We start from the raw sequence: 23,704 nt of genomic DNA, 5'->3' as shown, positions 1-23,704 counted from the left end.
AAGCCGGATGCGGACGCCGCTGGCTCCCCCACCTGGACTCGAACCAAGACAAAGGGTTCCAAAGACCCGTGTGCTGCCATTACACCATGGGGGAACGGCGGGTCGCGCCCGCCAAGTGTCCATTATGCCATAGGGGCGGACCATACGCCGCCCCGCGGCGAATCAGGCGAAGAGGAAGCCTTTGCCGTGGTGTTCGGGATAGGTGTCGAAGAGCTCGGCGACCGAGCCGTCCTCGAACACGGCCTTGATCGCGCTCGCCAGCAGCGGCGCGATCGACAGGACCGTCAGGCCGTCCCAGCGCTTCTCCTCGGGGATCGGCACCGTGTCGGTGAGCACGACCTCGCGCGCCCCGCAGCTCTTGAGCCGATCGACGGCCGGTCCGGAGAGCACGCCGTGCGTCGCCACGACGGTCACCGACTTCGCGCCGGCCTCCTGCAGCACCTTGCACGCGCCGGCGATCGTGCCGGCCGTGTCGATCAGATCGTCGACGAGCACGCAGTCCTTGCCCTTGACGTCGCCGACGACGCGGTTCGCGACGGCCTGGTTCGGCCGCGTGATGTCGCGCGTCTTGTGCACGAAGGCGAGCGGGCCGCCGCCGAGGCGCTGCGCCCACTGCTCGGCGACGCGGATGCGGCCGGCGTCCGGGGAGACGACGGTCACGTTGTCGAGCTGATTGGAGAACCGGTCGCGGATGTAGTCGACGAGCACCGGCATCGCGATGAGATGGTCGACCGGGCCGTCGAAGAAGCCCTGCGACTGCGCGGCGTGCAGGTCGACGCTCATGATGCGGTCGGCGCCGGCCGTCTTGAGCAGGTCGAAGACCAGACGGCACGAGATCGGCTCGCGTCCCCGGTGCTTCTTGTCCTGGCGCGAATAGCCCAGCAGCGGGCTCACGGCGGTGATCGAACGCGCCGACGCGCGCTTGAGGGCGTCGATCATGATGAGCTGCTCCATGATCGACTGGTTGACCGGGCTGCTGTGGCTCTGCAGCACGAAGACGTCGGCGCCGCGCACGGACTCGGTGTAGCGCACATACATCTCGCCGTTCGCGAAATCGTAGGCGGTCGTCTCGAGCACGTCGATGCCGAGCTGGTCGGCGACGTCCCGGGCGAGCTTGGGATGCGCCCTTCCGGTGACGAGTATCAGGTTCTTGTCTGGTTTGCCTTCGAGGATTGCGCTCACCGTATCTCCAAACGTCAGTTGGTTCGTAACCGTGCCCCACCCAGTGTAGTGCCGGCAGCTGACGTGCGCCGGCGCGGGGCGTTCATCCGCGGTCGCGGTACAGGCCGTGCTTGCCGATGTACTGGACGACGCCGTCGGGCACGAGATACCACACCGGCTCGCCGTGCGTCGCGCGCTCTCGCACGTCGGTCGACGAGATCGCCAGCGCCGGGATCTCGAGCATGTCGACACGCCCCGCCGGCAGCGTGACCGCCGACGAATAGCCGGGGCGTGTGACGGCGACGAAGTGCGCGATGCGGAACATCTGCTCGACGTCCTTCCAGCGCATGATCTCGGCGACGGCGTCCGCGCCGGTGATGAAGAACAGCTCGGCGTCCGGGTACAGCGCGCGCAGGTCGCGCAGCGTGTCGATCGTGTAGGTGACGCCGGGACGGTCGATGTCGACGCGCGAGACGGTGAACTTCGGGTTCGACGCGGTCGCGATGACGGTCATCAGATAGCGGTCCTCGGCGTTCGTCACGTGCCTGTCGAGCTTGAACACCGGGCGGCCGGTCGGCACGAAGACGACCTCGTCGAGGTCGTACACCCACGAGACCTCGGAGGCGGCGACGAGGTGGCCGTTGTGGATCGGGTCGAAGGTGCCGCCCATGATGCCGATGCGCGGACGCGCGTGCCAGTTGCCGCGAGGCGACCGCCGCCCCGGCGGTGAGACGAGATGCGCCGTGGCGGCGTCGGCCACGGACAGTTCGGCCATGCGCCGTGGCGCCCCGGCGGCGTTCGCGGCGTCGCCGGCATCGCTGCGCGCCATGTCAGCGCCTCTCCTGGGCGTCCGCCGCGGCGCTGTCCGCGGCGACGCGGTCGATCTCCTGCTGCAGCGTGAGCTCCTGCGCGCGGTCGTCGGCCGCCTCGCCGTCGGGGTCGATCTTGCCCATGTCCTCGTTCCACTCGTCCTGCACGACGCGCCGTATCTCGGCGAAGGTCGGCAGCAGGAAGGTCGGTTGGAACGCGCGACGCACATGGGCGACGCGTTCGGTGATGCGGATGAGCGTGTCGGTCATGCCGTCGATGTCGTTGTCGCGTTCCATCGCGCGGAAGCGGTCGATGTAGTCCTCCATCAGCACGGCCTGCCCGAGGACGTCGCGGCAGCGTTCGTCGTCGACGGCCACGACGTCGTCGGCGTCCGTCTCCGGCCAGCCGATGAGCACGGCGTCGGCGTATTCGAGCGATGCTCGCTGCGCCGCCGAGGCGATGCCGTCCTCGATCTGCACGAGGAACACGTAACGCACGAGGCTGAGCCGTTCGGAGGCGATCTTGAGCAGGTTGCGCCGGTCGGCGAGGTCCACGCCCCACGGGTTCGCGAGCACATGGGCGTCGTCGAAGGTGACGGTTGTCGCCTCGTCGCGCGTCCCGACGGGGCCCCCGGCGCCGTTCGCGGCGTCGTCCAGCCGATCGCGCCCGCTCATGCCCTCACCTGGCCCGTGCCGTAGCCGATCCACTTCGTCGTCGTCATCTCCTGCAGGCCCATCGGGCCGCGCGCGTGCATCTTCTGCGTGGAGATGCCCAGTTCGGCGCCGAAGCCGAACACGCCGCCGTCGGTGAAGCGGGTGGAGGCGTTGACCATGACTACCGCCGAGTCGACGTCCTTCGTGAAGCGTTCGATCGCGCCGTAGTCCTCGGCGAGGATCGCCTCCGTGTGATGCGTCGAATAGCGGTTGATGTGCGCGATCGCCTCCTGCATCGAATCGACGACGCGCACGCCGATCTCGAGGGCGAGGTACTCGGTGCCCCAGTCGGCATCGTCTGCCTCGAACAGCTTGATGTCGCGGATGTTCGCGTCGCCGATGATCCTGTAGGAGACCTCGTCGGCGTGCATGACGACGTGCTCGTCGGCGAGCGCCCGCGCGACGGCCGGCAGGAACTCCCCGGCGACGTCGCGGTGGACGATGAGCTTCTCGGCGGCGTTGCACACGCCGACGCGCTGCGTCTTCGCGTTGAGGACGACCGGGATGGCCTTGGCGAGGTCGGCGGAACGGTCGACGTAGATGTGGACGTTGCCGGCGCCGGTCTCGATGACGGGGACCTTCGAGTTCTCGACGACGGCCTGGATGAGCCTGGCGCTGCCGCGCGGCACGAGCAGGTCGACGTGGCCGCGCGCCTCCATCATCGCGGTCGCGCCCTCACGGCCGTAGGTGTCGACGGAGGCGACGAGCGCGTCGTCGAAGCCGAGTTCGCGCAGCGTGTCGCCGACGATCGCGAGCGTCGCCGCGTTCGTGTGCTCCGCCGCGTGGCCGCCGCGCAGGATCGCCGCGTTGCCCGACTTGATGCACAGCGCGATGACGTCGACGGTCACGTTCGGCCGCGCCTCGTAGATCATGCCGATGACGCCCATCGGCACGCGCACCTGCTGCAGACGCAGGCCGTTGGGCGCCTCGAAGCCGCGCACGACCTGACCGACCGGGTCGGGCAGCGTCGCGACGTGGCGCATATCGTTCGCCGACGCGGCGACGCGCGTCACGTCGAACTTGAGACGGTCCAGCTTGCCGGCGTCCATGCCGTCGTCGAAGGCCTGGCTCATGTCGAGGGCGTTCGCGCCGGCGATCTCATCGGCGCGCGCGTCGAGCGCGTCGGCGATCGCATTGAGGAGTCCGTTCTTGACGTCGGTCGTGGCCTTCGCGAGCTTCGCCTGCGCAGCCGCCGCACGGTCGGCCATCGCGCACACCGCGTCGAAGACGTCGTCGCTGACCTTGTTGTGTTCGCTCTGTGTGTTCGTCATACTTGCACATTAGTGGACGCCCTGCCCTCATGGCGGCCGCCGTCCCCGGCCGCGCGTTCCGCAACCCGGACAGCGGTCCCGCGGCTTTCGTTTGAGAGCTCTATACTGTAATCATCCGCACACTTTCATCTCTCTACATCGCAAGGACGGACGAGTGAACAAGTTCCACAGCACACGCAGCACCACCGACTCACTGACCTCGAAGCAGGCCATCCGCAAGGGCATCGCGGACGACGGCGGCCTCTTCGTCACCGACGAACTCGGCGAGCGCCTCGTCCCCATCGACGACCTGGCCGGCAAGAGCTACCAGCAAATCGCCTACGACGTGCTTTCCGTGCTCCTCGACGACTTCGGCGCCGATGAGCTCAAGGAGTGCATCGCAAAGGCCTATGGGCCGCAGTGGTCGGACGAACGCATCACCCCGGTCAGGCCGCTCGGCGAGGACTGGGTCATGGAACTGTTCCACGGCCCCACCTGCGCGTTCAAGGACGTCGCGCTGCAGATCCTGCCGCGCTTCATGGCGCGCACGACGCCGACCGACGGCGACCCGGACGAGAAGATCATGATCGTCACGGCGACCTCCGGCGACACCGGCAAGGCCGCGCTCGCCGGCTTCGCCGACGCCGAGGGCACCGGCATCACCGTCTTCTACCCGCAGGGCCGCGTCAGCCGCGTGCAGGAGCTCCAGATGACGACGCAGACCGGCGGAAACGTCAATGTGTGCGCGGTCGAGGGCAACTTCGACGACGCGCAGTCCACCGTCAAGACGATCTTCGGCGACAAGAATCTCGCCGCGCGTCTCGAAAGCGACGCGCACGTCGTGCTCTCGTCGGCCAACTCGATCAACGTCGGACGCCTCGTGCCGCAGGTCGTCTACTACTTCTCCGCGTACGCGCAGCTGCTCGAGAAGCAGGCCGTCAACGTCGGCGACCCGGTCGACTTCGTCGTACCGACCGGCAACTTCGGCGACGTGCTCGCCGGCTACTACGCGAAGATGCTCGGGCTGCCGGTGCGCCAGCTCGTCGTCGCTTCCGACAGGAACAACGTGCTCTTCGACTTCCTGACGACCGGCACCTACAACCGCAAGCGCCCGTTCTACGAGACGATCTCGCCGTCGATGGACATCCTCATCTCCTCGAACCTCGAACGCATGCTCTACTACATGAGCGAGAAGGACCCGCGCCTGATCACCTACCTGATGAACGACCTCGCCGAATGGGGCGCGTTCGAGGTGCCGCCGGAGCTGCTCGCCCAGATCCGCCGCCTGTTCGCCACCGGCTGGGCCGACGAGGACCAGGTGCGCCGGATGATCGCCGACTGCTTCCATGAACACGGCTACGTGCTCGACCCGCACACCGCGTGCGGCTACTTCGTCATGCAGCAGATGCCCGCCGAACCCGGCGTGCCGCGCGTGCTGCTGAGCACCGCCAGCCCGTACAAGTTCCCGCGCGTCGTCAACGAGGCGCTCGGGCTCAAGCACGACGGCACCGACTTCGAATGCATGGACGAGCTGAGCGCCAAGACGGACACCGAGATTCCGCCGATGCTGCGCGCCCTCGAAACCGCCGACGTGCGCTTCCGCGACTGCGTCGAGATCTCCGACATGGGCCACTACGTCGAACAATGCGCCGACCGCCTGTGACATGGGCGCCGTGTCATCGGACGCGCGGCGCCCGCCGCCTTCCGTAACGACGAACGACCGCCCGCGCTCCTTGAGGAGCGCGGGCGGTCGTTCGTCGTTACGGGTCGCGTTCGCAATCGCTACCGGTAGCGGCGACGATGATCACACGTGATGCTACCGGTAGCGTGACTCACCGCAGCCGGCGCGGCGCATCGGCGAAGTCGAAGAGCACGCCGTCCGCGAGCGCGCAGATCCGCTCCCAGTCATGGTCGGAGGAATCGTCGTGCACGGCCCACACCTGCATCCCGACGGACTTCGCCGACCGCATGCCCGCCAGCAGATCCTCGAACACGGTGCAACGGGCCGGGTCCACGCCCACCCGCCGCGCCGCCAGCAGATACACGTCCGGATGTTCCTTGCCTCGGTCGCCGGCATCGTCCACGCCGACGACTGCATCGAACAGGTCCGCCATCCCCGCATGGGCCAACGCCTGCGCGCGCAGATCGGGCAGCATCGTCGTGGCGACGGCGAGTCGCGCGCCGCTCGCCTTGAGCGCGCGCAGATACTCGACGGCGTGGGGCTTGGGCTCCACGACCTGCGCGTACATCCGCTTGGCCATGCCGTTCCATTCGGCGACGAGTTCCTCCGGCGTGTCGCGCAGGCCGAATCGTTCAATCGTGTATTCGGCGATCTCCATGAACTGCATCGCGCTCACCTTCGCCATGTAGTCGTCCGGCACGGCGATGCCGCGTTTTGCGAGGAACTCCTCGTCGATCCGATCCCACACGCCCATCGAATCGAGCAGAGTGCCGTCCAGATCGAAGATCGCGGCACACCCCGTGTTATCGGGGGTGCCTCCGGTAACGGCGTGGGCGGCGCGGACGAAGCCGTCCGTCGCCGCATCGTTCGCCGATGTGCCGCCCGTAAGCGCGTCGTTCATCGCATTGCCTCCTGTCGAGTCGAATCGTTCAGCCATCGTCGAGCACACTGCTTCCCGTAAGCATGACGACTTACGGGCGGCACTCGCAAAAGCGCGCGCCCCGTAACCGGCATCGGCCTCCCGTAAGCAGGACGGCGGCTGCCGGCTGCCTCCTCCACGCGCAGCGCCGCCCATAAGAGCACAATGCCATCCGTACCACCTGTAACATGACGACGTGGACATGACGACGACGGCCGGCATGGCCGCCCGCAGGCGCGATGCCTCCTCCAGACACGGCCGCCGCCCGTAAACGATGCCGCCCGTCAGCATGAGGGGACTTCGGACACCGCCTGCAGGCGTAATGGCGGGCGGGCGGCGCGTCATGCAAGCTTCGAGGACACGAGCAGTTCGCGCGCATGCTCGAGCGACGTGGGCGTCGTGCTGCCGTCGAGCATGCGCGCGATCTCCTCGGTGCGCGCATCACCGATGACCTCGCGCACATGCGTGCTCACGACGCCGTCGCCATCCTCGCTTTTGCCGACGACGAACTGACTGTCGGCCCATGACGCGACCTGCGGCAGATGCGTCACGACGATCACCTGCGCGCGCCGTGCGAGCCTGGCGAGCCTCCTGCCGAGCTCCACGGCGGCCTTGCCGCCCACGCCGGCGTCGATCTCGTCGAAGATGAACGTCATCGCCGGCATCGCCTCGCCGTCCGCATCCGCTTCACCGCCCGCGCGTTCGTCGGCGCACGACAGCTCCAACGCGAGCATGAGACGGCTGAGCTCGCCGCCGGACGCGCTTTTGCCCATCGCGAGCGCCGGCGCCCCCCTGAACGGCGTGAACAGGAATTCGACGTCGTCGCCGCCGTTCATGTCGAGCGCGTCGGCGCCGTCGCGCGCATGCACGGCGATCGTCAGCGACGCGTCGGCCATCGCCAGCTGCGCGAGCTCGCCGTCCACGTCCTTCGATAGCCGCTTCGCCGCACGTTCGCGCGTCTTCGTCAGCGCCGCGGCCGCCTTGCGCGCGGCGAGCAGGCGGCGGTCGCGCTCCGCCGAGAGCTCCTCGAGCTTTTCGGGGGACGCGTCCAGATCCTCGACGTCGAAGCGCGCCTTGTCGCGCCATGCGATGACGTCGTCGAGCGTCGGCCCCCAGCGGCGCGTGAGCTCATCGAGTTCATGGATGCGACCGTTGATCGTATCGAGGTCCTCCCCCGACTCGTCGAGGTCGAGCTGCTGCGACAGCGTGAACGAGATGTCCTCGAGCTCCGCCTGCAGGGAATCGAGACGGTCCGCGCACTGTTCGAACACGCCTCCCAGACGGATGCCGCGCAGCGCCTGCGCGGCATAGCGGACGAGCTCATCGGCGCCCCGGTAGTCGTCGCCGCCGTCGCCCTGCGAGGAGTCGAGCGCCGCGAGCGCGCCGGCGACCCCCGCATTGATCTGCGCGGCGTGCTCGATGCGCTCGCGCTGGCTTTTGAGCTCCTCGAGCTCGCCCGTCTGCGGGTCGACGCGGTCGATGCGCGCGATCGACTCGCGCAGATAGTCCGCCTGCTGGCGCATCGACGATTCCTGCGAACTGAGCCTGCGCAGGCGGTCGTCGATCTCGCGGTACATGTCCCACGCCTTCGCGTAGGCGCGTCGTTCCTTCTCGTTGTTCGCGCAGCGATCGAGGAACTCGCGTTGGCGCGCCGGCGACGCGATGCGCAGCTGGTCGCTCTGCCCGTGGATCGTGATGAGCTCCTGCGCGAGCGCGGCGAGCACCGATTTCGGCGCCGTCCTGCCGCACAGGATGGCGCGCGAGCGTCCGGACGCGGGCACGGTGCGCGATACGAAGATCTCCCCGTCGTCGACCGTCGCCCCCGCCTGCTCCGCGACCGCAAGCGCCGCGTCGCCGTCGCCGACCAGGAAGACACCCTGCGCCCACGCCTGTTTCGCGCCCGCCGAGACGCGGCCGGAATCGGCGGCGCCTCCGGAGATGAGCCTGATCGCGCTGAGTAGCATCGATTTGCCGGCACCGGTCTCGCCGGTAATCGACGTCATGCCGCGCGCGGGGACGAGCTTCGCCTCACGGATCGGTCCCAGATCACGCAGTTCGAGTTCCTCCAGCACCTGTCACCGTTCCTGTTCCGTCGGCGCGTCGCGTCGCGCCGCCATCGTCATGTCCGCCGTCGTCCCGCCGCCGCGTTCGGGGTCGTCGAAGTCGCCCTGTCCGCGCAGCGACGTGTCGACGCGCGCGTCTGCGCCCGGGTGCAGGTCGCGCCATCCGACGACCGGAAGGTTGAACTTCGTGACGAGCCGGCTCGTGAACGGCGCATCGGAGAGTCGGGCGAGGCGAAGACGCCCGGAGGACTGGCGGATGTCGACGCGCGCGCCCCGGGGCAGCGGGCGCTGGCGTCGGCCGTCGCAGCAGATCCAGCCGTCGGAGGTCGAATCGTCGTCGATGCGGATCGAGAACGTCGAATCCGAGCCGATGACGATTGGACGGGAGAACAGCGCGTGGGCCGCGAGCGGCACGAGCAGCAGCGCCTCCACCGTCGGCCAGATGATCGGGCCGCCCGCCGAGAACGCGTACGCGGTTGAACCGGTCGGCGTGGAGACGATGATGCCGTCGCAGCCGAAGGAGCTCATCGCCACGCCGTCGACGGCGATCGACAGCTCGACCATCTTGCCTCGGTCGGCGCGCTCGATCGTGATGTCGTTGAGCGCCCAGTCGCCGAGCGGCGCATGCGAGCCGGGCAGCCACACGTCCACATGCGCGATCATGCGTTCGTCGATGCTGTAGTCGTGCATGGCGACGCGATGGATCGCCTCGTGGATCTGGAAGCTTTCGAATTCGGCGAGGAAGCCGACATGACCCATGTTGATGCCGAGGATGGGCACGTCGGTGCAGGTGACGAGTTCGGCGGCGCGCAGGATAGTGCCGTCGCCGCCGAGCACGAGCACGATCTCGGTGTCCGGGTCGACCTTCGGCGACGGCGAGCCGAAGTCGGGCGCCGCCGTGTTGTCGATGACGGCGACGTCGAAGCCCTCGTCGCGCAGCTGTGCGATCGCGTTCTCGACGACCGCGCTGCGCCGGAGCTTTTCGTGGGTCACGACGACGACGCGACGTGCCCCTCTCGTTTCCGCTGCCTGCATGGACACCCCTTTACGCATGATGTTTCCACTCACAGTGTAATGGAACCGGCGAATGCGCGAAGGCGGTCCCGTGACATCCCGCGGACCCGACGCCCCGGCCATCGCCGCCGTCCCCCGGCCGCCTCTCGCTGCGGGGTTATGGGCGACGCTCCCCGCAGGCGACCCTCCTTACGGGCGGCGGTCCTTACGGGCCCCGATCATCGCCCGCCTTCGGCAGACGGCATACGCAGCGCTTCCCCCGCCCCGCTCGGCGAAACGTCACCGACCCATCTACAATGGCAGCGTACTGAAAACAAGGATGGCAACCAATCGGAGGGCAGCATGGCCAATCTCCTGTTCGACGAATCGGCGTCGAACAGCGACGCGTCGAAGGGATACGCCTGGTGGTTCTCGGGCGACACCTTCGAACAAGCAGCCGCTGATGAACGCCGTCCAATCAAACGCTCGCTCTCTTACCGGCTCAACTCGCACCCGGGACGACTGACGATCCTCTATTTCCTGCTGCTCATCAGCATGTCGACGGGACTGCTGCTGCTGCCGATATCCACCCAGCCCGGGGAGAGGACCGAATTCTCCACCGCGTTCTTCACCGCCGTGTCCGCATTGTCCACCTGCGGCATCGCAATCGTGAACACCACGACGCACTGGACGTACTTCGGACAGGCCGTGCTCATCTTCTCCGTCCAGCTCGGCGGCCTCGGCGTGATGACCTTCGCGTCGCTCATCGCGCTTGCGGTCAACCATCATCTCAAGGCGATGCAGCGTCTGCTCACGGCGAACGAACTCGGCACGAACAAGCTCAGCGAGATCCGCGGCGTCCTCGCCGTCGTCCTCACGACGACCTTCGTCATCGAGCTCGTCACGTTCATCGCCCTGTTCCCCGGCTTGTTCCACGTCAACAAGGGCAACGTCGGCGGCACGTTGTGGGAGTCGCTCTTCTTCGCCGTGATGGCGTACAACAACGCCGGCTTCACGCCCGACGGCGCCGGCCTGTACGTCGACAACTGGGCGGTCGGCATGCCGATCATGCTCTCCGCGTTCTGCGGCACGCTCGGCTTCCCCGTCATCCTCAACATCTACCGCACGGCGCGGCGGCACCAAAGTCCGAAACGGTGGAGCCTGCACACGAAGGTCACATTGGTGACGACCTTCGCGATCGTGCTCGCCTCCCTCGTCTGGTTCCTCACCGTCGAATGGGACAACCCGGCGCTGTTCAAGTACGCCGACGTCGAGACGCGCATGCGCCGCGCGATGGTCGCCGCCGTGATGCCCCGTTCGAGCGGCTTCGACCTGTCGTGGGTGCCGCAGGTGAGCGAGGCGACAAAGGTGTTCATGAGCGCCGTCATGTTCATCGGCGGAGGAAGCACGTCGACGGCCGGCGGTATCCGCGTGACGACCTTTGCGGTAATCCTGCTCGTGTGCAGGGCCGCGTTCACCGGGCACAGCGACGTCACGGCGTTCAAGCGGCGCATCCACACGCATGTCGTCATGACGGCGGTGAGCATCACGACCGCCTGCTTCGCGCTCGTGCTCGTCGCGTCGGTGGCGCTCATGCTCATCTCGGACGCGTCGTTCAGCCACGCCGTCTTCGACGCCTGCTCAGCCTTCGGCCTGGGCGGCTACTCGGTGGGCGTCGCGAACGTGGACAACGCGCCGTCCTTGTATATCCTCGCCGCGACGATGCTGGTGGGCCGCATGGGACCGATGACGCTTGCATACGCCGTGAGCCGCCCCCGTCAGACCGAGCTCGTCCGCTACCCCACCGACCAGATCGTCGTCGGCTGACCGCAGATCCTCCCGCCGCGATCGCTTACGGGAGGCGATGGCGCATCCTTCGGGATGCACATCCTTTACGGGCGGCGCTTTTCCCCCGTCGATCGTCGCCGTCCGCATACCACTTGCGGACCGTACTGCACTCACCCCCGCTTTTTGCCTGCTCCCCGACTACTTCCTGCTTATGGGTGGCGCATGCATCCTGATGGGCGTCACCGGTTACCGGCAGCCCATGCTTACGGGAAGCGCCGACGGCGACCGTCGCCGATGGCCGGTCGTCCGCGCGCCGACGCGCCGTGCATCCGCTACCGGATGCACCCGCTACCGGATGCACATCGTTACGGGTAGCATGCTGTAGCGGAGCACCAAACAGGTGGACGGTCAGCTCGCCGCCGTCGACGCATCGACTACCGGTAAGCGGCCTGCAGCAGCCCTTAGGAGGTCAGGATGGCAGATAATCGCAGCGTGCTCGTCGTGGGACTCGGCCGTTTCGGCAGCGCGGTCGCCACGACGCTCGACGGGATGGGACAGGATGTGCTCGCCGTCGACAAGGACGCAGAACTCGTCAACCGCTGGTCCGCGCAGATCCCCACGGTCCAGGCGGACATGACCGACGTCCTCGCGCTCGAGCAGCTCAACGCCGCGGACTTCGACATCGCCGTCGTGGCGATCGGCGACAGCGTCGAGGCCTCCGTCATCACCGCCGGCAACCTGCTCGACGCCGGCATCTCCGACATCTGGGCGAAATCGGTGTCCAAGGAGCATGCGCGCATCCTGCAGCGCATCGGCGCGCGCCACATCATCAACGCGGAGACCGACGCAGGCAAACGCGTCGGCCATCTCGTCTCCGGCAACTACCTCGACTACATCGAGCTCGAAGGCGCATACAACGTCGTCAAGATCCACACGCCATCCCAGTTCGTCGGCTACACGATCGGCGATGCGAAGATCCATGACCGCTACGGCATCACGATCGTCGGCGTCAAATCGCCGGGACATGAGTTCCAGTACGCGTCCAACGACCTCGAGCTGCGCCGCAACGACGAACTCATCATCATGGGCAAGCAGGACCAGATAGACCACTTCATTCGGGGCTGACCGTTACGGGCGGCACGTCCGCCCGCTGGTGACGATTCGCGAGCGGCATGGCGTTGTTCCCTGTCGTTTTCTTACGGGTGGCGCGCTTTTCTTACGGGTGGCGCGCGCCGCGAACGTGCGCGCATGACGCGCGTCGTCGGCGGACAATCAGTTTCGTGACGGCCGCCGCCCGCAGCAGGCGCGCCGTCCGCAGCACAGGAAACGTCGCGATCGCGGCTGGAGGAGAATCGATCGCCGTTCGCAGGACGACGCCATCGTCATCGCCGCACATGCGCGAATGCGAATACGTCCCATAAGCCCCTCGACCACCGCGCGGCCGCCCGTAGGCACAACGGCTCATGGAGGGGAAAGCGCCTTCCTGGGAGCCACCTCCCATAGGCACAGCTGCCCGTAGGATACCGCCCGTAGGCACGCCCTCCCATACGGACGGCGACCCATAAGGACGACCGCAGGCAAGAGGCTGCCTCTAAAAACAACCCATAAGGGCGGCAGTCTGTAAGAACGGCTGCGTAAGATCGACTGCCCGTAAGATCGGCCGCCCCTGGCATGAGGTCCCGTGGACGGGGCGGCATCGGCGTATACCGCGTGGCAGGTCATCCCATACGCGCGTAGAGCAGGTACTCCATGTTGCCGTGGGTGCCTTCGATCGGCGAGGGGGCGGTCGCCACAACGTGCATCCCGCAGGCGCGGGCGCACTCGACGACATGTTCGAGCGCGGCGCGGCGCCTGTGCGGATCGGTGACGATGCCGTGCTTGCCGAGCCCCTCGCGCCCCACTTCGAACTGCGGCTTGACGAGCAGCACGACCTGCGCGCCCGGCGCCGCGATCCCGGCCACGACCGGCAGGACATAGGTCAATGAGATGAAGGAGACGTCGGAGACGACCATCTGCGGACGGTACGGCAGATCGTCGGCGTCCACGTCGCGAATGTTGACGCCGCTCATCTCGATGACGCGCGCGTCGCCGGCGATCTTCGGGTCGAGCTGGCCGTGCCCGACGTCCAACGCGATGACGCGACGCGCTCCCCCGCGCAGCAGCACGTCGCAGAAACCGCCCGTCGACGCGCCGATGTCGAGGCAGTCGAGTCCCTCCGGCCCCGTCAGACCGTCGGCGGCGAAGACGTCGAAGGCGCCGAGCAGTTTGTATGCGCCGCGCGACACGTAATCGTCGGCGCCGCGCACCTCGATGCGCGCGTACGGCCCCACCTTCGTCGACGCCTTGCGCGCCTGCACGCCGTCGACGTACACATGGCCGTCATCGACGAGCCTGCGCGCCTTCGCGCGCGAAGGCGCCAACGCGCGAGCCGTCATCGCGACGTCGAGCCGTTCGTCCGCGCCCACGTCACGCTCCGGCGAAGGAGAACCCGGGCAATGCCGCGCCGTCCAGATCGACGCCGTCGTCCTGCAGGGCCCAGCCGAGCGCGCAGGCCGCACGCAGCGCGTCGACGCTCGTCACGTCGTCGACGACGATCGCGTCGTTGACGAACCACGCCTTCGCGCCACGGCAGCGGAACACGTCGCCGCGCGCGCCTGCGCCGCCCACGCCGCCATGTTCGCGCGTCACGGCCGGCTGCGCCTCGTTGAGCCCGCGCAGGTCAAGCGCCACATAGGTCGGTCGCAGCTCCTTCGGCGCGCGGATGAGCAGGTCCGGATCGGTGACGCCGGTAAGCACCAGCAGCGAGTCGTAGCCGCCGCGGTTGCCCGCCTCGATGTCCGTGTCGAGCCGGTCGCCGATCGCGAGGCTGTCGCCGACCGAGACCATGTCCTCGCCGTCGTGCGCCGCGAGCATGCGCGCCTCGTCGTACATCGCCGGTTCCGGCTTGCCCGCCGAAGCGACCGGCTGCACGCCGGTCGCGTTGACGACGGCCTGGATCATCGATCCGCAGCCGGGCGCCACGCCGTATTCGCGCGGAATCGTCAGGTCGCGGTTCGTCACGAAGTACCGCGCGCCGCGCTCGACGGCGAACGACGCCTCGGCGAGCTGCTGCCACGTCATCTGCGGGTACCAGCCCTGGACGACGGCGGTCGGCGCGCGGCCTTCGTCGTCCACGCCGGCGTCGACGATGCGCAGCCCCGCCTTGCGCACCTCATCGCGCAGATGATCGGCGCCGACGACGAACACGTCCGCGCCGTCGCCCGCATGGCGCGCGACCATGCGCGCGGCCACGACGGACGACGTGATCACCTGCCACGCGTCCACGTCGAGTCCGAAGCCGCGCAGCTGCCCGGCGACCGTCTCCTGCATGCGCGACGAGTTGTTCGTCGTGTATTCGACCGTCATGCCATGGCCTTCGGCGTCGCGGATGGCGTCGGCGGCGTGCGCGACCGGCTTCCTGCCGTAGTAGACGACGCCGTCGAGGTCGAGCAACGCGAGACGGTAGCGCCGCGACAACGGCGTGTTCGTTGGTTTCAGCACGCCGCGTTCACTCCGTTTCGCTCTTGAGCTGCTCTTCGTAGTCGCCGACCTCGACGTCCTCCTCGTCGACGTCGTCCTCGGCGTCGCTCAGATCGGGATCGCCCATCACGCCCTCCTCGTCGCGGCGGGAGTTGCGCTCCTGCATCTCGGCGGGCTCGATGTCCATTTCGGCGCCGGCGCGCTCCTCCTCCTCGGGGATGCGCGTCTCGTCGTCCATGTTGACGCCGTCCTCGTCGTCCAGCGGCGCGTACTGCGCGTCGTCGGGCGTCACGCCGAGCTTCGCCTGCAGGTCCTCCGGGAGGTCCTCGACGTCGTAGTCGACGACGAAGTCGTCGCTTGTCTCGTCCTCGTCGACGTCGGCGTAGCGCGCCTCGAAGTCGTCGATGAGCTCATCGAGCGCAACGGCCTCGTCGTCGCGTCCCGCCTCGGACAGGAAGTACTGCTCGGCCTGCGCGGCGCGCATGCGGTATTCGCCGGCCAGTCCCTTGGCGTGCACGAGCTTGGAGACGACCTCGATCGCCTGGTCGATCATGCCCATGTCGTTGAGCGCGCCCGCGTAGACGAGGAACATCTCCGCCTTCGCCTCGCCGGCGAGCTGCTTGGCGTTGTCGGACAGCGCGATCTCGACCGCCTTCTTCGGCTTGTCCAGGCCGCGCTCGCAGTCGGCCATGAACGGCAGGTAGTCGAGATAGCCGTTCATGCGGAACGCCGTCTGGAACTCGCGCAGCGCGAGCTTGTAGTCGCCCTGACGGTAGGCGACCATCGCGAGCGTCTCACGGGCGATGTCCACGCGCGACGCCTGCTTGGCGGCCCACTTGGCGTGCGCGAGCGCCGCCTGCGGATCGTCGGCCTCGAGCGTGTACGCGGCGAGGATGTGCAGGCCGATGTTCTCGGCGTGCTCCTTCGACAGGCCGCGCAGACGTTCGCGTTCGTCCTTGCTCAGCATGCTCCATTCGAGGCCCTTCGGCATGACCGGCTCGCCCGGACGGCGGTCCGTGTACGGGTTCTGCGACGGGAAGCTGACGGTGCCGTCCGAATTCTTGCGCGAATGCGCCATGTATTCGGCGCGCTTGCGGTCGTGGTGCGCCTGGCGATCGGCGCCGTCACGGCGCGGGTTGCGGTGGTCGTCGCGGCGGAAGTCGCGACGGTCGTCCCTGTTGCGGTCGTGGCGGAAGTCACGGCGCTGACCGCCCTCGTCGCGGCGGAAGTCGCGACGGTCGTCGTCACGACGGTGGAAGTCACGACGCTGACCGCCGTTGCCGCCGTCGCGGTTGCCGCGGCGGAAGTCGCGACGGTCGTCATCGCGACGGTGGAAGTCACGACGCTGACCGCCGTTGCCGCCGTTGCGGAACTCGCGGCGGTCGTCGTCGCCATGACGGAAATCGCGATGCCGACCCTCGCCGTCACGGCGGAAGCCGCGACGCTGACCGCCGCGCTCGTCGTCACGGCCACGGAAACGGTTGCCTGAACGGTAGCTGCCGTTGCCATTGCCGTTGCGGTGGAAACGACGCTGACCCTCGCCGTCGCGACGGAACTCGCCGCCGCCTTCGCCGTCACGACGGAACTCGTTGTTCCTGCCTGCGCCGTTGCCGTTGCGATGGAAGTTGCGTCCTGCGCCGTTGCGGTTGCCGCGGCGGGAGTCCGAGCCGCCCCGCGAGCGGAATCCGCCGCCGTTGCCTTGACGATGGCCGCCGTTGCCCGATCCGTAGCGGCGGTTGCCGCCCTGGGAATGATGCTGTGATCCGCGTTCGTCTGCCATGTTCGTACCTTTTTCAATCAAGAGGCGGGCATGCGCGCCCGCCTCGTCCGTCATTGTCTTCCAGTGTAGCCAATCGGCGTTCCGGATCCGCCGTTTCGGCTGTCGGTGTGTAAGGATCAGCCGAGTTCGACGGCGCCGAGAGCCTTCTTGCCGCGACGCAGGATCGCGAAACGCCCCTGCAGGAAGTCGTCGCCGCCGAGCAGCTGCTCCTCGTCCTCGACGCGCGCGTTGTTGAGGTACACTCCGCCGGACTTGATCGTCTTGCGCGCCTCGGAGATCGACTTGAAAAGGCCGGCCCTGACGCCGGCCTCGCTGACGCGGTCTCCGGCGGCGGCCTTCGCGAAGGCCTTGGCGCCGTCCTCGTCCTCGACCTTGAGGCCTTCGAGCGCGGCCTCGAGGATGTCCTCGCCGATCTCGGTCACGTCGCCGCCGCGGCCGAACAGCGCGGTGGAGGCCTCGATGGCCTGACGCGTCGCGTCCTCACCGTGCACGAGGCTCGTGACCTCCCAGGCGAGCGCGCGCTGCGCCTCGCGCGCGCCCGGATTCGTCTCGGTGGCTTCGATCAGCTCCTCGATGCGCGCCTTCGGCAGGAACGTGAAGACCTTGAGCAGACGCTCCATCTCGGCGTCCGGACGGTTGACCCAGAACTGGTAGAACTTGTACGGGCTGAGCATCGAACCGTCGAGCCACACGGCGTTGCCTTCGGACTTGCCGAACTTCTTGCCGGTGGCGTCGGTGATGATCGGGCTGGCCATGACGTTGACGTTGACGCCGCGCACCTTGTGGATGAGGTCGAGTCCGGATGTGAGGTTGCCCCACTGGTCGGAACCGCCGAGCTCGAGGACGCAGTCGAAATGGTCGTACAGATGCAGGAAGTCGTTGCCCTGCAGCACCTGGTAGCTGAATTCGGTGAAGGAGATGCCCTCCTCCGAGTTGAGCCGGCGGGCGACGATGTCCTTCGACAGCATCGTGCCGACGCGGAAGTTCTTGCCTACGTCGCGCAGGAAGTCGAGCACGTTCATCGTCGCGGTCCAGTCGTAGTTGGACACGAAGTTCACCGGGTTGCCGCCCTCCTGCACGAGGATGTCGCCGATCTGGATGCGCAGACGCTCGCACCACTGCTCGACGACGTCCTTCGGGTTGAGGACGCGTTCGCCGGACTGGCGCGGATCGCCGATGAGGCCGGTGGCGCCGCCGACGAGGGCGATCGGATGATGGCCGGCCTCCTGCAGGTGGCGCATGATGATGAGCTGCACGAGATTGCCGATGTGCAGCGACGGCGCGGTCGGATCGAAGCCGCAGTAATAATGGATGGGGTCCCCGTTCAACGTCTCGGCGAGTCGATCCCTGTCGGTGGATTGCGAGATCAACCCGCGCCATTGCAATTCATCGAGCACGGAGTCGAATCCGGCTTCCTTGAAATCGATGACGTGAGCCATGCCAAACATCTCCTTGTGAAGTTTTCGAACGGGGTTCCCCCGCCCTCCGATCGGCGCGGGGCAAACATTGTCAGTGTGTCACACCTCGCAGACACCGTTTGCGCCGCCATGGGCGCATTCCCGCGGCATAGGAAAACGCCGTCGGCACAAGGCTGCGCCTCCGCATTGCCCGACCGCGGCATTCGCACACCGTCCGCCATCCGCCGGCGGCGCCTTCGCTTCAGCGACGACGGTCCGCCCGCCTGCAGCGGCATCGCCGCTTACCGGCGGCAGGGGCATGTCCGCGACGAGGCAGTCGGGCCCCGACCGTCTCGCACACCGCGCTCAACGTATCCGCGATGTTCACGATGACGCCCTCAAGATATTTCGGCGGCACCGGAGTAAGCGGGAACATGTGCGTACGGATACTGTTCGCGACGATGTCGTCAATCTGGAAATCCGCGCGCGCGTTGGCTTCGGCCGTGTACGGGTGCCGAAAGCCGTGAAGCCGGTGCGCCCCATTGTCGTAGTCATGCCAATCGTAGAGGAAATAATCGTGCAGCAACGCCGCCCGGACGAGCGCACGTAGATTGACATGGTTCCACAACCGCAATCGGTCCGCGATCTTCACGCTCAACCGTGCCACCCGCAGCGAATGGTCGTACGTGGTGACGTCGCCGTGCTGCATGCTGCGCCGCTCGATGTCCATATGCGCATGCGCAAGGATGTCCTTCCCGTAATGATGGATGATCTGATCCATACGTTCGTCACTGAGCATCATTTCCTCCTCGGCGCCGGTGAATCCATATCCGACGCCTGGCGGCGCCCGTAGGCGCACAGCACCTCGGTTTCCGGTCGGCCTGTTCGCCGGACACGTAACGGATTATACAGTCAGCGGCGTGGCGTCCCATATGTTCCAATGCATGCAGCCGATATCCAATACAATGGGATGTGCATGTGAGCCATGGGCATGTCTTCAGTGGACAATGGAGTCCCGCCGTGCCCGTCGGCGGAAAGGATTCGCATGAATACACACAAAGTAGCCATCGTGACAGGTGCGGCGCGCGGCATCGGACGTGGCATCGCCGTCAAACTCGCCAAAAACGGCTTCGACATCGCGCTCGCCGACCTTCGCGCCCAGCAGGAGGAGGCCAACAAGACGATCGCGGCGATCGAAAACCTCGGCAGACGCGCGTTCTTCCGCCCCACCGACGTCGCCGACCACGACGAGGTCTTCGGGCTCGTCGATGACACCGTCGCCGAACTCGGCACCCTCGACGCCATGGTCAACAATGCCGGCATCTGCCAGATCAAGCCGATCCTCGAAGTCACTCCGGAGGAACTCGAAACGATCTACCGCATCAATCTGTTCGGCATGGTGTACGGCGTGCAGGCCGCGGCGAAGAAGATGATCGAACTGGGCAAGGACACGGGCAGCATCGTCTCCGCCTCGTCGATCGCAGGTTTCGAAGGATTCCCGATCCTTCCCGCCTACAGTTCCACGAAGTTCGCGGTACGAGGCATCACGCAGGCCGCGGCGAAGGAGCTCGCCCCGCACAACATCCGCGTCAACGGTTACGCCCCCGGCATCGTCGATACGCCGATGTGGACGTTCATCGACGAGCAGATGGGCAAACTCAACGGCAAGCCGAAAGGGCAGAACTTCGACGACATGGTCAAGACGATCGCGCTCGGACGCTGCGAGACGCCCGAGGACGTCGCCGGCGTGGTCGCATTCCTGGTAAGCGACGACGCACGCTACGTCACCGGGCAGACGATCATCGTCGACGGCGGCATGCAGTACCGCTGACCGTCACACCCGACGGCCGACGCCACGACGACCGTGCCACGTCGGTCATGTGACATGGCACAAGGCGGCTGCCCGATCTTTGCATCAGGCGAAGGCCGGGCGGCCGCCTCACCAAACGGTGTCCGCGGCGTACGCCGCCATGTGCCGTGCGATCACTGCTTCTTCTCGTTCTTCGCGAGGGAGCCGGCCGCCTTGTAGGCGATGCCATCGCTCTTGGGCTGGAACATGCCGTGCAGACGTTCGATCTGCGACTTCGCCGACATGATCTGCTCGCGCACGCGCGTCGGCGCCGTGCCTCCCTTGCCGGCGCGCGCGGAGACGGAGCCCTCCGTCGACAGCACCTCGCGCACCTTCACCGCCTGCTCCGGCGGCACGAAATCACGGAAGATCTCGATGAAATCGTCGTCGGACAGGTCCCACAGCTCCTCATGACGGCTTTCGGCCAACTTGACGCACGCGCCGGAGAGCTCGTGCGCATGGCGGAACGGCACGCCGTTCTTCACGAGCCACTCGGCGATATCGGTCGCGAGCGCGAAGCCGGTCGGCGCCTCCTGCTCGAGACGTTCCGCGTTGAAGCGCATCGTGCGCACCATGCCGGTGAACGCGGGCAGCAACACCTCGAGCGTGTCGGTCTGGTCGAACACCGCCTCCTTGTCCTCCTGCAGGTCGCGCGCATACGCGGTGGGCAGCCCCTTGAGCGTCGCGAGCAGGCCGGTGAGGTCGCCGATGAGACGTCCCGCCTTGCCGCGCGCGAGTTCGGCGATGTCCGGGTTTTTCTTCTGCGGCATGATCGACGAACCAGTGGAGTAGGCGTCGTCGAGTGTGACGAAGCCGAACTCCTGCGTGTTCCAGATGATGATCTCCTCCGACAGTCTGGAGACGTCGACGCCGATCATCGCGGCGATGAACGAGTATTCGGCGACGAGGTCACGGCTCGACGTGCCGTCGATCGAGTTCTCGGTGACCTTCGTGAAGCCGAGTTCGCGCGCGACGGCCGTCGGCTCCAGGCCGAGCGTGTTGCCGGCAAGCGCGCCGGAGCCGTAGGGGCTCGCATCGACGCGGCCGTCCCAGTCGATGAACCGTTCGACGTCGCGCAGCAACGGCCACACGTGCGCCATGAGCTGATGCGCGAGCAGCACCGGCTGCGCATGCTGCATGTGCGTGCGCCCCGGCATGACGGTGCGTCCCGCCGCCTTCGCCTGATCGCACAACGCGTCGGCGAGCGCGAGCACCTGCTTGGCGACGATGCGCGCGTGGCGGCGCAGCCACATGCGGATGAGCGTCGCGATCTGGTCGTTGCGCGAACGTCCGGCGCGCAGCTTGCCGCCGAGTTCATCACCTGCGATGGCGAGGAGCCCGCGCTCGAGCGCCGTCGCCTCGTCCTCGTCGTCCTCAATCGGCGCGAACTCGCCGTCGTCCACGCGGCGCTGCAGCTCGTCGAGCGCGGCCTCCATGCGCTGCAGCTCGTCGGGGGTGAGCAGGCCCGCGCGTCCGAGCGCTCGTGCATGGGCGCGCGAACCGGCGATGTCGTCGTCGGCGAGCCGCCAATCGAACTGCGTGGACTTGCTCAGCAGCGCGAGCTCCGCCGACGGACCGGAGGAGAAACGTCCTCCCCACAGCGCGAGATGTTCGCCCGACTGTTGCTCCGGCGCACCCGCCGCGGTCTCGGTGTCGGTCGTTTCGACGATGCGTTCGTCACTCATGATGTCTCCATGTCTCCTTCGCCGTCATGCCGACGGCGTGATATGCGCGGCGCGCGGCGTCAGGCGCACCTGTTTGTTCTTCCTGCCGGTGCTCATCCTACCGGTGTTCGCCGAAATCCGCCGCCGGTTTCCATGGCCGCCGCCCGTTACCACCCGCTTCCGGCATCGTTGCGGGTCGCACCTTCCCTTCCATGTTGTTACGGGTTGCATCGGATCGCGCCAAGCGTCACCGGTCGCTTCACCGACACCGTTACGGGTCGTATCAAGCCCGCGCCGGCGATTCATCACAGGATGCAGGCCATTTACGGGAATGAGGAAATCCTCTACGGGATGCGGCTGCCCAGGGACGGCGAGCCGGATTGCACGACGCTTACGGGAGACACCTCCCCCGGCGAGGAACCGCCTGCCAGACGCGATGCGGACCCGGGCGGATCCCGCACCACCCATACGCGGAAAATGAGCGGCGGCCGATATATAAGAAGAAATGCACGACGGCGCGCAGATGAGCGCCGCCGCCCATAGGCAAACGACGGCGCCACCCGAAAGCAGACCGTGCATCCTGTAAGAGAACCGTCCGCGAACCGGGGCCGGGAGCATGATCGGCAAGCATACGACGGGGGCCGCCCGTGAGCGATGCACGCCCGAGGCAGTGCTTATGGGAGACGATACCGCCCATAAGCCCCGTAGCGATGCACCGCCGATAGGATGCGACACCATCGGACGGCGCATCACCCGCAGGCGATGCGAGGAGCATGGGCCGGGACGGCCGGGAGGGCGCACGGCGCGCGGCCGCCACCCTCCCCATGATAGGAACGCTCACATGCGCGTTGCATGCAACGTCACTCGACGTCGTTGACGGGAACCTCGATGCCGTTGCCGAACTTGACGTCGCGCGCGGCGGCGACCTTCGTCGGCAGGCCGTAGATCTCGATGAAGCCGTTCGACGCGTTCTGGTCGAAGGTGTCGCCGGAATCGTAGGTCGCGAGGTTGTAGTCGTAAAGCGATTCCGCGGAACGACGGCCGACGACGACGGCGCGGCCGCCGTGCATGACCATGCGGATCTCGCCGGAGACATACTGCTGCGTGTCGTTGATGAACGCATTGAGCGACTTGACCGCCGGCGAGAACCACTGCGCGTCGTAGACGAGCTCGGCCCAGCGCTTGTCGATGTCGCGCTTGATGCGGTGCTGCTCACGCTCGAGGCACATGTTCTCGAGCTCCTGATGCGCGGTGATGAGCGCGATCGCGCCCGGCGCCTCGTACAGTTCGCGCGACTTGATGCCGACGAGACGATCCTCGATGAGGTCGACGCGGCCGATGCCCTGCGCGCCGGCGCGGCGGTTCATCTCCTCGATCGCCTGCAGCGGAGTGACGTCGCGGCCGTCGATCTTGACGGGCACGCCCTGCCTGAACTCGATGACGACCTCGTCCTCGACCGGCGGGAAGTCGGGGTCGTCGGTGTAGGAGTAGCAGTCCTTCGTCGGCGCGTTCCACGGATCCTCGAGGAAACCGGTCTCGATGGCGCGCCCCCACACGTTCTGGTCGATCGAGAACGGGCTCTTCTCGGTCTGCACGATCGGCAGCTTGTGGTCGTTCGCATAGGCGATCTCGACGTCGCGCGTCAGCGAAAGGTCGCGGATCGGGCTGATGGCCTTGAGTTCGGGGTCGATCGACTGGATCGAGACCTCGAAGCGGACCTGGTCGTTGCCCTTGCCGGTGCAGCCGTGCGCGATCGTGTCGGCGCCGAACTGATGGGCGGCGCGCACGAGGTGCTTCGTGATGAGCGGGCGCGAGATCGCGGAGACGAGCGGGTAGACGCCCTCGTACATCGCGTTCGCCTTGAGCGCCTGCATGCAGTACTCGTTCGCGAATTCATCGCGCGCGTCCACGATATAGGCCTCGACGGCGCCGCACGCGAGCGCACGTTCCTTGATCGTCTCGAGGCTTTCGCCGCCCTGGCCGACGTCGAGTGAGACGGCGACGACGTCCTTGCCCGTGCGATCCTTGAGGTACGGGATGGCGACCGAGGTGTCGAGACCACCGGAATACGCCAGCACAATGCGATTCTGTTCGCTCATGAGTTGACCTTTCTGTTC

The 23,704-nt window shown here is 67.0% G+C and carries 18 protein-coding genes and 1 tRNA gene; 4 read left to right on the top strand and 15 right to left on the bottom strand.

What is annotated here, in order from left to right:
• Positions 1-20: 20 nt before the first annotated feature.
• The 5 genes from D2E22_RS05195 to D2E22_RS05175 form a co-directional block, all read right to left on the bottom strand.
• Positions 21-94: transfer RNA gene (locus D2E22_RS05195), tRNA-Gln, on the bottom strand.
• Between the two features lie 68 nt (positions 95-162).
• The gene (locus tag D2E22_RS05190) at positions 163-1,182 is read right to left on the bottom strand and encodes a ribose-phosphate diphosphokinase (protein WP_164518427.1); all 1,020 of its coding nucleotides are present in this window, start codon (positions 1,180-1,182) and stop codon (positions 163-165) included.
• Positions 1,183-1,264: 82 nt separating this feature from the next.
• Entirely contained in the window at positions 1,265-1,990 is a 726-nt protein-coding gene (gene nadD / locus D2E22_RS05185; protein WP_126032039.1) for a nicotinate-nucleotide adenylyltransferase, read from the bottom strand.
• 1 nt (position 1,991) lies between these two features.
• Complete coding sequence (locus D2E22_RS10770) at positions 1,992-2,645, bottom strand: phosphoribosylglycinamide synthetase (RefSeq protein ID WP_241218192.1); 654 nt, start codon at positions 2,643-2,645, stop codon at positions 1,992-1,994.
• Positions 2,642-3,955 carry a glutamate-5-semialdehyde dehydrogenase gene (locus D2E22_RS05175; RefSeq protein WP_126032038.1) on the bottom strand — a complete coding sequence of 438 codons (1,314 nt, stop codon included), beginning with the start codon at positions 3,953-3,955 and terminating at the stop codon, positions 2,642-2,644. Before D2E22_RS05175 ends, D2E22_RS10770 begins: the two co-directional genes overlap by 4 nt.
• A 154-nt stretch (positions 3,956-4,109) precedes the next feature.
• Here D2E22_RS05175 and thrC point away from each other — a divergent pair, with 154 nt between their 5' ends.
• Positions 4,110-5,597 (top strand): threonine synthase, encoded by a 1,488-nt coding sequence (thrC, locus tag D2E22_RS05170; RefSeq protein ID WP_126032037.1) that lies wholly within the window; start codon positions 4,110-4,112, stop codon positions 5,595-5,597.
• Positions 5,598-5,766: 169 nt separating this feature from the next.
• On the opposite strand, the gene D2E22_RS05165 is transcribed toward thrC, so the two are convergent.
• The 3 genes from D2E22_RS05165 to D2E22_RS05155 all read right to left on the bottom strand — a co-directional run bounded on the left by D2E22_RS05165 (position 5,767) and on the right by D2E22_RS05155 (position 9,632).
• Positions 5,767-6,552: an HAD family hydrolase gene (locus D2E22_RS05165; RefSeq protein ID WP_277600008.1), complete on the bottom strand. Its 786-nt coding sequence runs from the start codon at positions 6,550-6,552 to the stop codon at positions 5,767-5,769.
• A 323-nt stretch (positions 6,553-6,875) separates the two neighbouring features.
• Complete coding sequence (recN, locus tag D2E22_RS05160) at positions 6,876-8,606, bottom strand: DNA repair protein RecN (protein ID WP_126032036.1); 1,731 nt, start codon at positions 8,604-8,606, stop codon at positions 6,876-6,878.
• A 3-nt stretch (positions 8,607-8,609) separates the two neighbouring features.
• Positions 8,610-9,632 (bottom strand): NAD kinase, encoded by a 1,023-nt coding sequence (locus tag D2E22_RS05155; RefSeq protein ID WP_126032035.1) that lies wholly within the window; start codon positions 9,630-9,632, stop codon positions 8,610-8,612.
• Positions 9,633-9,953: 321 nt separating this feature from the next.
• On the opposite strand from D2E22_RS05155, the gene D2E22_RS05150 reads away from it, so the two are divergent.
• On the top strand, positions 9,954-11,417 hold the full coding sequence (locus D2E22_RS05150; protein WP_126032034.1) for a TrkH family potassium uptake protein: 1,464 nt from the start codon (positions 9,954-9,956) through the stop codon (positions 11,415-11,417).
• Between the two features lie 435 nt (positions 11,418-11,852).
• Positions 11,853-12,503 (top strand): potassium channel family protein, encoded by a 651-nt coding sequence (locus D2E22_RS05145; protein ID WP_126032033.1) that lies wholly within the window; start codon positions 11,853-11,855, stop codon positions 12,501-12,503.
• Positions 12,504-13,096: 593 nt separating this feature from the next.
• On the opposite strand, the gene D2E22_RS05140 is transcribed toward D2E22_RS05145, so the two are convergent.
• From D2E22_RS05140 to D2E22_RS05120, 5 genes are all read right to left on the bottom strand, one after another.
• Positions 13,097-13,843: a TlyA family RNA methyltransferase gene (locus D2E22_RS05140; RefSeq protein WP_277600007.1), complete on the bottom strand. Its 747-nt coding sequence runs from the start codon at positions 13,841-13,843 to the stop codon at positions 13,097-13,099.
• A gap of 1 nt (position 13,844) precedes the next feature.
• On the bottom strand, positions 13,845-14,918 hold the full coding sequence (locus D2E22_RS05135) for an HAD-IIA family hydrolase (RefSeq protein ID WP_126032032.1): 1,074 nt from the start codon (positions 14,916-14,918) through the stop codon (positions 13,845-13,847).
• 7 nt (positions 14,919-14,925) lie between these two features.
• Positions 14,926-16,677: a tetratricopeptide repeat protein gene (locus tag D2E22_RS05130; protein ID WP_126032031.1), complete on the bottom strand. Its 1,752-nt coding sequence runs from the start codon at positions 16,675-16,677 to the stop codon at positions 14,926-14,928.
• Between the two features lie 116 nt (positions 16,678-16,793).
• Complete coding sequence (tyrS, locus tag D2E22_RS05125) at positions 16,794-18,116, bottom strand: tyrosine--tRNA ligase (protein WP_126032030.1); 1,323 nt, start codon at positions 18,114-18,116, stop codon at positions 16,794-16,796.
• 220 nt (positions 18,117-18,336) lie between these two features.
• The gene (locus D2E22_RS05120; RefSeq protein WP_126032117.1) at positions 18,337-18,873 is read right to left on the bottom strand and encodes an HD domain-containing protein; all 537 of its coding nucleotides are present in this window, start codon (positions 18,871-18,873) and stop codon (positions 18,337-18,339) included.
• A gap of 246 nt (positions 18,874-19,119) precedes the next feature.
• Here D2E22_RS05120 and D2E22_RS05115 point away from each other — a divergent pair, with 246 nt between their 5' ends.
• A complete protein-coding gene (locus D2E22_RS05115; protein ID WP_126032029.1) occupies positions 19,120-19,905 on the top strand; it encodes an acetoin reductase in 786 nt (261 codons plus the stop codon).
• Positions 19,906-20,057: 152 nt separating this feature from the next.
• Here D2E22_RS05115 and argH read toward each other — a convergent pair whose 3' ends face one another.
• Both argH and D2E22_RS05105 read right to left on the bottom strand, forming a co-directional pair.
• Positions 20,058-21,608, bottom strand: a complete 1,551-nt coding sequence (gene argH / locus D2E22_RS05110; RefSeq protein ID WP_126032028.1) for an argininosuccinate lyase — start codon at positions 21,606-21,608, stop codon at positions 20,058-20,060.
• 839 nt (positions 21,609-22,447) lie between these two features.
• A complete protein-coding gene (locus D2E22_RS05105; RefSeq protein WP_126032027.1) occupies positions 22,448-23,686 on the bottom strand; it encodes an argininosuccinate synthase in 1,239 nt (412 codons plus the stop codon).
• Positions 23,687-23,704: the final 18 nt, after the last annotated feature.

Origin of the sequence: Bifidobacterium castoris (genome assembly GCF_003952025.1) — a bacterium.
In the GTDB taxonomy this organism is placed as follows: Bacteria; Actinomycetota; Actinomycetes; order Actinomycetales; family Bifidobacteriaceae; genus Bifidobacterium; species Bifidobacterium castoris.
Note: the sequence above shows the minus strand (reverse complement) of the source record. Positions and strands in the feature narration are given on the sequence as shown.

What these genes read in the sequence shown, in the direction of transcription:
- nadD (WP_126032039.1), bottom strand. Translation starts at nt 1,990, where the DNA reads ATGGCGCGCAGCGATGCCGGCGACGCCGCGAACGCCGCCGGGGCGCCA.
- D2E22_RS10770 (WP_241218192.1), bottom strand. Translation starts at nt 2,645, where the DNA reads ATGAGCGGGCGCGATCGGCTGGACGACGCCGCGAACGGCGCCGGGGGC.
- D2E22_RS05175 (WP_126032038.1), bottom strand. Translation starts at nt 3,955, where the DNA reads ATGACGAACACACAGAGCGAACACAACAAGGTCAGCGACGACGTCTTC.
- D2E22_RS05165 (WP_277600008.1), bottom strand. Translation starts at nt 6,552, where the DNA reads ATGGCTGAACGATTCGACTCGACAGGAGGCAATGCGATGAACGACGCG.
- D2E22_RS05155 (WP_126032035.1), bottom strand. Translation starts at nt 9,632, where the DNA reads ATGCAGGCAGCGGAAACGAGAGGGGCACGTCGCGTCGTCGTCGTGACC.
- D2E22_RS05150 (WP_126032034.1), top strand. Translation starts at nt 9,954, where the DNA reads ATGGCCAATCTCCTGTTCGACGAATCGGCGTCGAACAGCGACGCGTCG.
- D2E22_RS05145 (WP_126032033.1), top strand. Translation starts at nt 11,853, where the DNA reads ATGGCAGATAATCGCAGCGTGCTCGTCGTGGGACTCGGCCGTTTCGGC.
- D2E22_RS05130 (WP_126032031.1), bottom strand. Translation starts at nt 16,677, where the DNA reads ATGGCAGACGAACGCGGATCACAGCATCATTCCCAGGGCGGCAACCGC.
- tyrS (WP_126032030.1), bottom strand. Translation starts at nt 18,116, where the DNA reads ATGGCTCACGTCATCGATTTCAAGGAAGCCGGATTCGACTCCGTGCTC.
- D2E22_RS05120 (WP_126032117.1), bottom strand. Translation starts at nt 18,873, where the DNA reads ATGCTCAGTGACGAACGTATGGATCAGATCATCCATCATTACGGGAAG.
- D2E22_RS05115 (WP_126032029.1), top strand. Translation starts at nt 19,120, where the DNA reads ATGAATACACACAAAGTAGCCATCGTGACAGGTGCGGCGCGCGGCATC.
- argH (WP_126032028.1), bottom strand. Translation starts at nt 21,608, where the DNA reads ATGAGTGACGAACGCATCGTCGAAACGACCGACACCGAGACCGCGGCG.
- D2E22_RS05105 (WP_126032027.1), bottom strand. Translation starts at nt 23,686, where the DNA reads ATGAGCGAACAGAATCGCATTGTGCTGGCGTATTCCGGTGGTCTCGAC.